The 12,427-nt window shown below is 72.6% G+C and carries 12 protein-coding genes; 6 read left to right on the top strand and 6 right to left on the bottom strand.

Annotated features, from left to right (window positions below):
* Positions 1-321: 321 nt before the first annotated feature.
* The 4 genes from ACFUN8_RS34635 to ACFUN8_RS34620 form a co-directional block, all read right to left on the bottom strand.
* Positions 322-1,485 carry a diguanylate cyclase domain-containing protein gene (locus ACFUN8_RS34635; RefSeq protein ID WP_383646660.1) on the bottom strand — a complete coding sequence of 388 codons (1,164 nt, stop codon included), beginning with the start codon at positions 1,483-1,485 and terminating at the stop codon, positions 322-324.
* A gap of 89 nt (positions 1,486-1,574) precedes the next feature.
* A complete protein-coding gene (locus ACFUN8_RS34630) occupies positions 1,575-2,378 on the bottom strand; it encodes an enoyl-CoA hydratase/isomerase family protein (protein ID WP_383646657.1) in 804 nt (267 codons plus the stop codon).
* Positions 2,379-2,440: 62 nt separating this feature from the next.
* Positions 2,441-3,601 (bottom strand): adenylate/guanylate cyclase domain-containing protein, encoded by a 1,161-nt coding sequence (locus tag ACFUN8_RS34625; protein ID WP_382570230.1) that lies wholly within the window; start codon positions 3,599-3,601, stop codon positions 2,441-2,443.
* 186 nt (positions 3,602-3,787) lie between these two features.
* Positions 3,788-4,666 carry a biotin--[acetyl-CoA-carboxylase] ligase gene (locus tag ACFUN8_RS34620; protein WP_383646654.1) on the bottom strand — a complete coding sequence of 293 codons (879 nt, stop codon included), beginning with the start codon at positions 4,664-4,666 and terminating at the stop codon, positions 3,788-3,790.
* Positions 4,667-4,793: 127 nt separating this feature from the next.
* Here ACFUN8_RS34620 and ACFUN8_RS34615 point away from each other — a divergent pair, with 127 nt between their 5' ends.
* From ACFUN8_RS34615 to ACFUN8_RS34600, 4 genes are all read left to right on the top strand, one after another.
* Positions 4,794-6,389 (top strand): acyl-CoA carboxylase subunit beta, encoded by a 1,596-nt coding sequence (locus tag ACFUN8_RS34615; protein WP_383646651.1) that lies wholly within the window; start codon positions 4,794-4,796, stop codon positions 6,387-6,389.
* Positions 6,390-6,398: 9 nt separating this feature from the next.
* Positions 6,399-6,608, top strand: coding sequence for an acyl-CoA carboxylase epsilon subunit (locus ACFUN8_RS34610; protein WP_383646648.1), 210 nt, complete (start codon positions 6,399-6,401; stop codon positions 6,606-6,608).
* Between the two features lie 97 nt (positions 6,609-6,705).
* Positions 6,706-6,834 carry a morphogenic membrane protein MmpB gene (gene mmpB / locus ACFUN8_RS34605; protein ID WP_382570223.1) on the top strand — a complete coding sequence of 43 codons (129 nt, stop codon included), beginning with the start codon at positions 6,706-6,708 and terminating at the stop codon, positions 6,832-6,834.
* A 125-nt stretch (positions 6,835-6,959) separates the two neighbouring features.
* Positions 6,960-7,937, top strand: a complete 978-nt coding sequence (locus tag ACFUN8_RS34600; RefSeq protein WP_383646645.1) for a hypothetical protein — start codon at positions 6,960-6,962, stop codon at positions 7,935-7,937.
* A 56-nt stretch (positions 7,938-7,993) separates the two neighbouring features.
* Here ACFUN8_RS34600 and ACFUN8_RS34595 read toward each other — a convergent pair whose 3' ends face one another.
* Positions 7,994-9,070: a hypothetical protein gene (locus tag ACFUN8_RS34595; protein WP_383646642.1), complete on the bottom strand. Its 1,077-nt coding sequence runs from the start codon at positions 9,068-9,070 to the stop codon at positions 7,994-7,996.
* Between the two features lie 137 nt (positions 9,071-9,207).
* Here ACFUN8_RS34595 and ACFUN8_RS34590 point away from each other — a divergent pair, with 137 nt between their 5' ends.
* Positions 9,208-9,810: a Maf family protein gene (locus tag ACFUN8_RS34590; protein WP_383646639.1), complete on the top strand. Its 603-nt coding sequence runs from the start codon at positions 9,208-9,210 to the stop codon at positions 9,808-9,810.
* A gap of 4 nt (positions 9,811-9,814) precedes the next feature.
* Here ACFUN8_RS34590 and ACFUN8_RS34585 read toward each other — a convergent pair whose 3' ends face one another.
* The gene (locus ACFUN8_RS34585) at positions 9,815-10,285 is read right to left on the bottom strand and encodes a hypothetical protein (RefSeq protein ID WP_383646663.1); all 471 of its coding nucleotides are present in this window, start codon (positions 10,283-10,285) and stop codon (positions 9,815-9,817) included.
* 338 nt (positions 10,286-10,623) lie between these two features.
* Between ACFUN8_RS34585 and ACFUN8_RS34580 the strand changes: the two genes are divergently transcribed.
* Positions 10,624-12,378 (top strand): acetyl/propionyl/methylcrotonyl-CoA carboxylase subunit alpha, encoded by a 1,755-nt coding sequence (locus tag ACFUN8_RS34580; protein ID WP_383646635.1) that lies wholly within the window; start codon positions 10,624-10,626, stop codon positions 12,376-12,378.
* The last annotated feature ends 49 nt before the right edge of the window (positions 12,379-12,427 follow it).

Below are 12,427 nucleotides of genomic sequence, written 5' to 3'. Positions count from 1 at the left end.
GGTGGCTTGTACCGGTGTCGCGACGGCGTGAGGGGGGCGGGGTCGCAGGAGGGGTGTGTTCGGACACTCAGGCTGACTTGTGTCGCGTGGACAAGGAGGCCGCGTCGGGTCCAACGAGCGCTGCACGCGGCGTAAGTCACGCCGTCCGGACATACCCCTCCGGAGGCCCCGCACCCCGCCCACGCCAACGAAACAGCAACCCGCCGGGACGGCAACCCGCACCCCGACCGTCAGCCGACCACCGCAACCACCCAGCCCGTCCGGCGCTTGAGGACAACGACCACCGGCCCGCAGGCGCGGCACCGGCAAACGAAACCCCCTTCACCCACCACCCCCGGAGGACCCCCGCATCCCCCGGAACCGCCGACGCTCCCCGCCCTCCGCCGCCCGTGGCGGCTCGTCCGCCAGGCGCACCACTCCCCCGTCCCGCCCCGCCACCACCGGCCCCACCGACCGCGCCGCCTTCGCGCGGTACTGCGCCGCGTCGGCCAGGCGGAACAGCCGCCGGGCGGACTTCAGCGGCCCGATCGCGTCCCCCGTCGACGCGACCCCGCACGCCACCCCCTCGCCCAGCTCCAACTCCGCGGCCCGGCGGCAGAGTTCGTCGGCGACCGCGACCACCTCGTCCGAGGTCGGCCCCACCGTCAGCAGACAGAACTCGTCGCCGCCCAGCCGCGCCGCCAGCGCCCCCGGCAACTGCGCGCCGGACACCGAGAGCAGCGAGCCGAACCGTTCCAGCAGCCGGTCACCGACCGCGTGACCATGGGTGTCGTTGACCCGCTTGAGGCCGTTGAGGTCGCAGACGACGAGGCTGACGACCGACCCGTCCGTGCGGTGCAGCGCGACCGCCTCGTCCAGGTGCATGTCCACCGCGCGGCGGTTCGCCAGACCCGTCAGGGGGTCCGTGAACGCCAGCCGGCGGACCTCTTCGAGCCGTTCCGTCTGTGCGATCCCCGACGCCACGACGGACGCGATGACGGTCGCGAAGTCCGCGTCGGCGCGCGCGAAGACCGGGACGCCGAGCGGCCTCGCCACGTACAGCTCCCCCCAGGCCCGCCCGTGCAGCACGATCGGCGCGACGACGCAGCACCCCCGGCGGCGCCTGCGCAGCGCGGCGACCCGCTGGTGGCAGTAGCCGGGCGCACCGGCCGCGGCGGCCGGGCCGTCGACCGTCTCGACCCACGCGTTGGGCTCGCCGCCGCCCGCCCACCGCTCGTGCAGGAATTCCGCGATCTCGGGGAACCGGTGCACCGGATAGGACTCGTCCTCGGGGAATTCCTCCTCCCCCTCCGCCAGATCCCCCGCGTTCACGAGGACCTTGAGCTGCCCGAGGTCCCGCTCCCACACGGACAGCGCGGCGAAGCTGCCGGCCAGCGCGTCGCGCGCGCCGAGCGCGGCGGCCCGCCAGGACTCGTGCGGGGTGTGCGCCGAGGCCATGGCCTGGGCAAGCTCCACCACGGCCCGTAGCCGTACGTCCTCTCCCATCACCCCACCTTAGGGTGTTTTGGGGTGATTTGATCACTCGGAGCGAGGCGGCGTCACTCTCCGTCCACCACGCGAGGCGGACGTGCGTCCTACTCGCCGGGCCACTCCGGCTTCCGCTTCTCGTTGAACGCCGCGACACCTTCCGTACGGTCCCCGGAGAAGGCCACCGACCGCCACGCCGCGTCCTCGACCTCCAGGCCGGCCCGCAGGTCGAGCCCGTGCCCGAGCCGCAGGGCCCGCTTCGCCGCCCGGAGTCCGACCGGCGAGTTCGCGGCGATCCGGGAGGCCAGCGCCAGCGCCTCGGTACGGTCGGCCGCCTCGTCCACCAGTTGGTCGACCAGGCCCAGCTCGTGTGCCTCGGGGGCCGCCAACCGCCGTGCGGTGAAGATGAGTTCGGCGGCGCGGGCGGCTCCGACCCGGCGCGGCAGCAGTTGCGTACCGCCGCCGCCGGGGATCACGCCCACGGACACCTCGGGCAGCCCGACGACCGCCGTCGGGTCGGCGACGATCAGGTCGCAGGAGAGCGCCAGCTCGAATCCGCCGCCGAGGGCGAAGCCGTGCACGGCCGCGACGGTGGGCATCGGGAGTTCCAGTACGCCGGTGTACGCGGCGCGGGCGGTCGGCCGCTGCCGTACCAACTCCGCGTCGCTCAGCGAGTTCCGCTCCTTGAGGTCCGCGCCGACGCAGAAGGCGCGTTCGTGGGTCGAGGTGAGGACGGTGACGCGTACGTCCCGGTCCGCGCCGAGCGCCGCGCAGGCCGCGCCGATGGAGCGCGCCATCTCCGTCGAGACCGCGTTCATGGCCTTGGGCCGGTCGAGCACCAGCTCGGCCACATGACCGTGCCGCCGTACCGCGACGAACTCCCCGAACCGCTGGTCGCCCTCTGCGCCCACCGCACCCACCCGCTTCCCGGTCAACGATCGTTGACCGGGATCATAGGCGGCGGTCCGGACCGTCAGGCCTCCGGCTTGGGCCGTCTCGTGAGCAGCCAGGGCTCCACGACGCCCAGGCCACGCACCGGCCGCTGCCACATCGGCTGTATGCCGAAGCGGTACGAGTGCGGCTCCTCGCCCGCCTTCTCGGCCGCCGCCGCCTGCTCCACCGCCTCGGCCTCGGACGCGGGGGTGTCACCCGTCCGGATCAGCTCCTCCGCGAGCGCCCCGTCGACCAGGACGGCGTCCTTGGGGGCTATCGAGGTGAGCCGGCTGGCGAGATTCACCGTGTTGCCGAAGACGTCGCCCATCCGGGTGGTGACGGTGCCGAACGCGATGCCCACGCGCAGCGCGGGCATCGACTCGTCGTGCGTCATGGTCTCGATGAGCCGCAGCGCGATCTCCGCGGCCGTGCCCGCGTCGTCGGCGGCGTACAGGACCTCGTCGCCGAGGGTCTTGATGAGCCGGCCGCCGTGCGCGGCCACCATGTCGGCGCAGGTCGTCTCGAACGCCTCGACCAGCTCGCCCAGCTCCTCCTCCTCCAGGCGACGGGTCAGCCGGGTGAATCCGACGAGGTCGGCGAAGCCGACGGCGAGACGGCGGTCGACCATCTCCTCGTCGTCGGCGGCCTGGACGACACGTCCGGTGGCGGCGGCGAGCTGGCGCCGCCACACGTACACCAGGAACTCCTCCAGCTCCGGGAGCAACAGCTCCACCAGGGGATAGGTGACCTCGGTCCGCGTCATCCCCGGCTCGGGCGGCTCCGTGAGACCGGCGAGGAAGGAATCGATCTGCCACTCCGCCAGCCGGGCGGTGGTCTGTCCGGTCGACCGGGCGACCTGGATCGACATCGCCTCGCTCAGCAGGCCGGCCTCGACGAGACCCGCGAGCCGGCGCAGCGCGAGGACGTCGGCCTCGGTGAAGGCCCGTGCCTGGCCGACGTCCGCGAAGCCCATGGCCCGCCAGAAGCGGGACGCGAGGTCCATCGAGACACCGGCGGTGCGGGCGGCCTGGAAGGGCGTGTAGCGCCGCTCGGCGCCGAGGATCAGCTGTTCGAGCCGGATGGCGAGGGGGTCGTCGGTGGGCTCGGCCGTGTGGTCGACGGCGTGGTGCGGGTTGGGGTGACCGGAGGAGTCCGACGGCGGCTTTTCGTCCCCACCGGAGGTCGTGTCGTCGACCGTCACCAGCCGCCTCCTGCCCGTTCCCTGCGCACTGCCCCTGCCGATCTGTCGTGGGTCGCCTCAACGATACGGCAGGTCGGGGCTGTCGGGGTCGCCGTTGCGGGTAGTCGCGGAACGCGGACCGGGGGGACCGCGGAGGGGCACCGGAAAGCGGACACCACCGGGCCCCGAGGGTCCCCCGGAGCCGCCCTAGACGGCGCGCAGGTGCACCACGTCGCCCGCCCCCACCGCCTCGCGTCCGCCGCCTTCCGTCGCGATCACCAGCCGCCCGTCCCCGTCGATCGCCACCGCGTCCCCGACGAGCTGCCGCTCCCCCGGCAGCTCCGCCCGTACCGCGCGCCCCAGCGTCGCGCAGCCCGCCACGTACGCCTCCTGGAGTCCCGACGCGGCCGGATCCCCCGCGGCGTCCCGCCACGCGCCGTACCAGCGCTCCAGACCGCGCAGCACCGCCCGCAGCAGCGGGTCGCGGTCGACGGACACCGCGTTCGCGAGCGCGAGCGAGCCCGCGCCGGGGACGGGCAGCTCGGACTCGGTGAGGCTGACGTTCAGGCCGATGCCGACGACCACCGCGTCGGCCCCCGCGCGCTCGGCGAGGATGCCGCCCGCCTTGCGCTCCTCCTTGGCCGCCTCGTCGCCCTCCTTGCCGCCGACCGTCACCAGCAGGTCGTTGGGCCACTTCAGCGCCGTGTCGACGCCCGCGGCGCGCGCGACGGCCGTCGCCACGGCGACGCCGGTGAGCAGCGGCAGCCACCCCCAGCGCGCCACGGGTACGTCCGGTCCCGGCCGCAGCAGTACGGAGAGGAACAGCCCGGACCGGGCGGGCGCCGACCACGCGCGGTCCAGCCGCCCGCGCCCCCGCGTCTGCTCCTCGGCGACGAGGACCGCGCCTTCCGGGAGGCTGTCCGCGCGGGCGGCGAGGTCGGAGTTGGTGGATCCCGTGGCCGTGACGACGTCGAGCGACGTCCACAGGCGCCCCGGCACGATCAGCCCGCGCCGTAGGGCGACGGTGTTCAGCGGCGGGCGTTCGAGGTCGGTCCAGCGGCTGCCCGCGGCATTCTGCTCGGTCATACGGGCAAGCGTAGGTGTGGTCAACGACGCACTGCCGAACGCCAGGCCCGCCGATACGCTACGGATCAGTAGCCACACGCCGAGCCGCAGAACTACAGACCCGCAGACCGCAGGGAGCCGCATCCCCATGTCCGAGCCGGAAACCGCCCGCGGAACAGAGCACAGCCACACCACCGCGGGCAAGATCGCGGACCTTCAGCGCCGTATCGAGGAGGCCACGCACGCGGGCTCCGCGCGGGCGGTGGAGAAGCAGCACGCCAAGGGCAAGCTGACGGCCCGTGAGCGGATCGACCTCCTTCTGGACGAGGGGTCGTTCGTCGAGCTGGACGAGTTCGCCCGGCACCGCTCCACCAACTTCGGCATCGAGAAGAACCGTCCGTACGGAGACGGCGTCGTGACGGGTTACGGCACGGTCGACGGCCGCCCGGTCTGCGTCTACTCGCAGGACTTCACGATCTTCGGCGGTTCGCTGGGCGAGGTCTACGGCGAGAAGATCGTCAAGGTCATGGACTTCGCGCTGAAGACCGGCTGCCCGATCGTCGGCATCAACGACGGCGGCGGCGCCCGTATCCAGGAGGGCGTGGTCGCGCTCGGCCTGTTCGCCGAGATCTTCCGCCGCAATGTGCACGCGTCGGGTGTGGTGCCGCAGATCAGCCTCATCGTGGGCCCGTGCGCGGGCGGCGCGGTCTACTCGCCCGCGATCACCGACTTCACGGTGATGGTCGACCAGACGTCGCACATGTTCATCACCGGGCCGGACGTGATCAAGACGGTCACCGGCGAGGACGTCGGCTTCGAGGAGCTGGGCGGCGCGCGTACGCACAACACGACGTCGGGCGTCGCGCACCACATGGCGGGTGACGAGAAGGACGCCGTCGAGTACGTGAAGTCACTGCTGTCGTACCTGCCGTCGAACAACCTCTCCGAGCCGCCCGCCTTCCCGGAGATCGCCGAACTGGCGCCCACCGCCGAGGACCTGGAGCTGGACACCCTCATCCCGGACTCGGCGAACCAGCCGTACGACATGCACACCGCCATCGAGCATGTGCTGGACGACGCCGAATTCCTGGAGACACAGGCGCTGTTCGCGCCGAACATCATCACCGGCTTCGGGCGGGTCGAGGGCTATCCGGTCGGCATCGTCGCCAACCAGCCGATGCAGTTCGCCGGGTGTCTGGACATCAACGCCTCCGAGAAGGCGGCGCGGTTCGTGCGGACCTGCGACGCGTTCAACATCCCGGTGGTGACGTTCGTGGACGTGCCCGGCTTCCTGCCGGGTGTCGACCAGGAGTACGGCGGCATCATCCGGCGCGGCGCCAAGCTGATCTACGCGTACGCGGAGGCGACCGTCCCGCTGATCACGGTGATCACCCGCAAGGCGTTCGGCGGCGCGTACGACGTCATGGGCTCGAAGCATCTGGGCGCCGACCTCAATCTGGCCTGGCCGACGGCGCAGATCGCGGTGATGGGCGCGCAGGGCGCGGTCAACATCCTGCACCGGCGCACCATCGCCGCCGCCGAGGACCAGGAGGCGACGCGCGCCGGCCTGATCGCGGAGTACGAGGACGCGCTGCTCAACCCGTACGTCGCGGCCGAACGCGGCTACGTGGACGCGATCATCATGCCGTCCGAGACCCGCGCGCATCTGGTGAAGGGGCTGCGGCAACTGCGTACGAAGCGCGAGAGCCTGCCCCCGAAGAAGCACGGCAACATCCCTCTTTAGGAGGTCGCGATGATCAAAGTCGTACGAGGCAACCCGACCCCGGAGGAGCTGGCCGCCGCACTGGCGGTGGTCCGGGCCCGCGCGGCGGCGGCCGAGGCCGAGCCCACGCCGGGCGCCGCGCCGCCCGAGCCGAACTGGTCGGACCCGGCGCGCATCGCCCGCCGCGAGACCCACCGGGCGGGCCCGCGGGCATGGGCGCGGACGTACTGGCCCGGCTGAACCGGCCCGGCCGAGGGGTGTCGTGTGACGGACCGGCGGGGTCGCTTGAGTACGGGTACTCAGGCGTCCCGGCCGCCGCGGCCGCAGGATCGATCGCATGCTCTGGTCGGATCCTGAGAACGAACCTCCCAAGGAAATGCGGGACATGCAGGCGATGATGCGCCGCGCCGGCATCATCCTCGCGCTGGCCATGGTGCTGGCGATGCTGGTCTCCGGCGTTCGCTGACGGCGTTCGCCGACGCCCCGGCCCGGTGGGCCCCGCGCGCGTGCCCGGACGGGCGTCGCGTCGTTGAGCGGGGCGTACGGGCCCGGTACCGCCTCCGGGTGCGAGCCGCCCTCCCCGGAGAGTCCATGACTGTGTCCCAGATGATCGTCGTCTCGCTCCCCGGCAGCGGCACCCCGCTGCTGGCCGACCTCACGTCCGCCCTCGGCCATCTCTCGTACGGCACGATGAGCGCCGTCCCGGCCGCCGACGACCGGCCGGCCGGCACCCCCGAACTGGTGGCGATGCGCCCGCTGCTGACGGCCGCCCACGGCGCGGACGAGGCCGAACTGCTGCTCAAGCGCGGCGTCGAGGACCGGGAAGTGCTCGACACGGCCTTCCGGGAGGCGGCCGGGGCCCTGTGGCGGGTGTGGTGGATGCGGCTGGGGCAGCCGGTCGCCGTGGCCTCGCCCGCCGATCCTGGGCTGGAGGGCCGGCTGGCCCGGCTGCCGGACGGCGAGTTGCCCGGCCTGCTGCCGGGCCGCGGCTGCTGGTACGTCGACAGCCTCGACCTCCGGCGGGCGGACGCGGGCCTCCTGCGCGCCTGGCACAACGGCGGTCAGCCGCCGATCGTCTTCCACCACCGGGACGTACGGGACCGGATCATCAGCCAGCTCCGTTCGCTGTCCCGGCCGGACGACCCGGCGGGAGCCCCGCCGGAGCAGCTCATCTACCGCGACATCGTCGGCGCGCTGCCGACGATGGAGGCGAAGATCACCTTCGCGCTGACGGACCCGGGCTTCCCGGGGATGGAGGAGGCGCGGCGCTGCCAGTGGCTGCTGCACCACCCGGCGGTGACGGTGATCACCCACGAGGACCTGGCCGGCCCCGCCCACGGGGGCACGGCGGCGGGCCGCGAGCGCGCCGTGGCCCAGCTCCTGGAGGTCACCGGCCTGACCCGGGCCGCCGCCGGCCCCGCGATCACCGCCCAACCGGCGCGCGAGGACGAGGACTTGGCGGTCGGTCAGTGGCGGGGCCTGTTCACCCCCGCCCATGAGCGGCTGCTCGACCGACGCCACGGCGACCTGCTGACTCCCCTCCCTCCGGAGCCGGCCACCGCGCCCTGAGGCCCGCGACGGCGCTCACGGACGGGTCTCGGCCGTGGCCCGTCCGGTGTCCGCCGTCACAGCTCCGCTCGGGCGGTGGGGGCCTGACCGTCGAGCGCCTGCTGAACCCGAGAGGTGAGCATGCGGGTCAGAAGCTCCAGATGGTCGGCGCCGTACACATCGGTCCAGTCGACCGCGCTGATCTCGTAGGTGACGCCGGCCACGACGCTGCCGGTCCTGACCACGGACATCACTTGCTTGGCCCCGTCCCGTTCACGGCTGGTCGCATGGCTTTCCTCGCCGAGGGCCGGCAGCGCCAGGGAGGGCGGGTCCTCCTCCCGCCAGGTCTGGTAGGCCGATTCTCCCGACTTGACGCTTGAGAAGGTGAGGACCTGGAAGTGGGCGACATTGTCCGTCGACGGGTCCTCGTACTCGGCCTCGCCACAGAAGAGCACGTCGGGCATATCGTCCGGGCACCCCTGCTCGGAGGCGTCGAACACAGTCGGGTCGGCGTTCTGGGTCCAGCCGCCGGGCGCGGCATCCAAGCCGGGAAGGACCGACTCCACCACGTCACGGTCTTCGAGGACCGTGCGGAGCTGCCCCTCGGCCGGCGAGGCCGCCGCGCCGTCCGGGGGTGCGGGAACCTCCTGCGCCCCGGCGGTGTCCTGCTGCGGCGCCACGCTGCTTCGTTGACGCGGCGAGTCGTCCCCGTTGATCGCGCGCACGCCTCCGTACACGGCGAGCGCCACTATCCCCACCACCACGACGACCAGCGTCACCATGGTGCCCGGACCGCCGCGGGTGGTCGAGATCGACAGCGGGCCGAGGGAGATGTTGCTGCCGCGCAACCGGTTGCTGTCCCCGATGACCACACTCCCCGCAGGCGCCGGGGGAGTTGTGGGCAGCGGCGGCGCTTCGAGCAGGGCGATCAGCCGCCGCGCGAACGCCGGATCCGCGTCGAGGGCGTCCCTCAGCGCCGTCTGAAGCCGGTCGGCCGCCGTCGAGTCGTCGGGGGCCTGGTCAAGCCCCGTAAGAGCTGCCCGGCCCTGCTCCGAGTCCCCCAGCCGCTCCCGCACCAGGTCGGAGACCACCTGCACGGCACCTGTGCCGACCGCGGTTCCGGCCCCCGTGACCGCGGCCACGATGAGCGGCACCGCTGCTGACGCTAACCCTGCTGTGTCCATGCTCAACCCCCTTGTAGTAGGACAAGTATGGGGAGCACGCACCAGGAATTGAAGGCGCTCGGGCCGCGCGCCGCGGCGCCACGGCCCGGGTGGCTACCCTTCTCGGCATGACCGCTCAGCGCCGCCTCGTACTCGCCTCCGCATCGCCCGCCCGCCTCGGACTGCTCAAGCAGGCCGGCCTCGCGCCCGAAGTGATCGTCAGCGGGGTCGACGAGGACGCCCTGTCCGCCGCCACACCCGCCGCCCTGGCCCGGGTGCTGGCCGAGGCCAAGGCCGCCGCCGTGGCCGCCCGTCCGGAGGCCGCCGGGGCGCTGGTCGTCGGGTGCGACTCGGTGCTGGAGCTGGACGGCGAGGCCCACGGCAAGCCCGGCGACGCCGAGACCGCGACGGCGCGCTGGAAGCAGATGCGCGGCCGGTCGGGGGTGCTGCAGACCGGGCACTGCGTGATCGACACGGTGACGGGGCGCAGCGTGTCGCAGACCGGCTCGACCCTGGTCCGTTTCGGTGAGCCGACGGACGCGGAGATCGCGGCGTACGTGGCGACGGGTGAACCCCTGCAGGTGGCGGGGGCGTTCACGCTGGACGGGTTCGGAGCGCCGTTCGTCGAGGCGATCGACGGCAGCCACGGGAACGTGCTCGGGCTGTCGATGCCGCTGCTGCGCGCCCTGCTGGCCGAGCACGGCGTCGCGGTCGTCGACCTCTGGGTCTGAGCGTTCAGGCGGCGGTGGGGCCCGTCCCGACCGGCGGCGGCGACCCGGCCTCGGCGGGGCGCGCGGGCCGCGCCTCCCGCTCGCCGTACGCGACCAGCGTCAGCACGATCAGCCCCAGTACGACCATCATGAACAGGAACGCCGTCCAGCCCACCAGGCCGACCGCCAGCGCACCCAGCAGCCCGTGCAGGATCGCGCAGCTGATCAGGACGGGGCGCGCGAACCGGCCGAAGCCCCGGTCCGTGACGGCCGCGCGCACCAGCAGGGCCGCGCACGCGACCAGGTAGAGGCCGAGGCCGAAGCCGGCCGCCCAGGTCCCGGTGGACATGGCGTCCGGGTCGAGTCCGGCGAGTGACATCTGCTGGTTGTCGACAACGGTGGCCAGCAGACCGTTGACGAAAACGAAGCCGACGGCTTCCGCGAGCAGCACGATCGCGGCCACCCATGCCACCGGTCTGCGCACCACGGCACCCACCTCTTCCCCTGTTACCCCAAGTACGTACGGCATCGGGAAGGCTACTCATCGGTAAACCCCCGGACAAGGGCCCGGACAGAGGCAAAGAATCCGGCAGGCGTTAGTAGGAAATCAACAAAGAATCGCGAGACGCGCCGGGGCGCCCTGACAGAGACCTCGACCACATACGGCGATTACTGTGCGGTGCAGAGTCCCGGCGTACCCTTGCGTCACAAGGGATTTCGCGACTTGAGCGGGCCTCGGATCACACCGCGTGTGGGCAAGCTCACCACTAGGGACGGGTCGATCGGTCGTGTCGGCAGTCCCTAAACTCAGCTTGTTTCCAGGAGGGAGCCATCGTGCGCAAGGTGCTCATCGCCAATCGTGGCGAAATCGCTGTCCGTGTTGCTCGTGCGTGCCGGGATGCCGGGATCGGTTCGGTGGCTGTGTACGCGGACCCGGACCGGGACGCGTCGCATGTGCGGGCGGCCGATGAGGCGTTCGCGCTGGGTGGGGACACCCCCGCCGCCAGCTATCTGGATGTGGCCAAGGTCCTCCAGGCCGCGAAGGACTCCGGCGCCGACGCGGTCCACCCGGGCTACGGATTCCTGTCGGAGAACGCGGAGTTCGCGCAGGCGGTGCTCGACGCGGGTCTGACCTGGATCGGTCCGCCGCCGCAGGCGATCCGCGATCTCGGTGACAAGGTCGCCGCCCGGCACATCGCGCAGCGCGCGGGCGCCCCGCTGGTCGCGGGCACCCCCGACCCCGTCTCCGGCGCCGACGAGGTCGTGGCGTTCGCGGAGAAGCACGGTCTGCCGATCGCGATCAAGGCCGCCTTCGGCGGCGGCGGACGCGGCCTGAAGGTCGCCCGCACCCTCGAAGAGGTCCCCGAGCTGTACGACTCCGCCGTCCGCGAGGCCGTGGCGGCGTTCGGGCGCGGTGAGTGCTTCGTCGAGCGCTATCTGGACAAGCCCCGGCACGTGGAGACCCAGTGCCTGGCCGACACCCACGGCAACGTGGTCGTCGTCTCCACCCGCGACTGCTCGCTCCAGCGCCGCCACCAGAAGCTGGTCGAGGAGGCCCCGGCGCCGTTTCTCTCCCCGGCGCAGAACGAGCAGCTGTACGCGGCGTCGAAGGCGATCCTGAAGGAAGCCGGCTATGTCGGCGCCGGCACCGTCGAGTTCCTCGTCGGCACCGACGGCACGATCTCCTTCCTGGAGGTCAACACCCGCCTCCAGGTGGAGCACCCGGTCACCGAGGAAGTCACCGGCATCGACCTCGTACGGGAGATGTTCCGCATCGCCGACGGCGAGGCGCTGGGTTACGGCGACCCGGCCGTCCGCGGCCACTCGATCGAGTTCCGTATCAACGGCGAGGACCCCGGCCGCGGCTTCCTGCCCGCCCCCGGCACCGTCACCCTCTTCAGCCCCCCGACCGGCCCCGGCGTGCGCCTGGACGCGGGCGTGGAGACGGGTTCGGTCATCGGCCCCGCCTGGGACTCCCTGCTCGCCAAGCTGGTCATCACCGGCGCCACCCGTGAGCAGGCCCTGCAGCGCGCCGCGCGTGCGCTGGGCGAGTTCCGGGTCGAGGGCATGGCCACGGCCATCCCCTTCCACCGTGCCGTCGTCACCGACCCGGCGTTCACCTCGGACCCGTTCACGATCCACACCCGCTGGATCGAGACCGAGTTCGTCAACACCATCCCCGCGTTCACCCTCCCCGGTGACTCGGACACCGAGGACGAGCCCGGCCGCGAGACGGTCGTCGTGGAGGTGGGCGGCAAGCGCCTGGAGGTCTCGCTGCCCTCCAGCCTCGGCATGAGCCTGGCCCGCACGGGCCTCGCCGCCGGTGCCCGCCCCAAGCGCCGCGCCACGAAGAAGGCGGGCTCGGCGGCGTCCGGCGACACCCTCGCCTCGCCGATGCAGGGCACGATCGTGAAGGTGGCGGTCGAGGAGGGCCAGCAGGTCGAAGAGGGCGACCTCGTCGTCGTCCTGGAGGCCATGAAGATGGAACAGCCCCTCAACGCCCACCGCGCGGGCACGATCAAGGGCCTCACCGCCGAGGTCGGCGCCTCGCTCACCTCGGGCGCCTTGATCTGCGAGATCAAGGACTGACGACGCGCGTCCCGCCGGCCGCGCGGAGTGGGCCCCGGCACCCCTGGCA

The organism is Streptomyces sp. NPDC057307, assembly GCF_042667665.1.
GTDB lineage: Bacteria > Actinomycetota > Actinomycetes > Streptomycetales > Streptomycetaceae > Streptomyces.
Note: the sequence above shows the minus strand (reverse complement) of the source record. Positions and strands in the feature narration are given on the sequence as shown.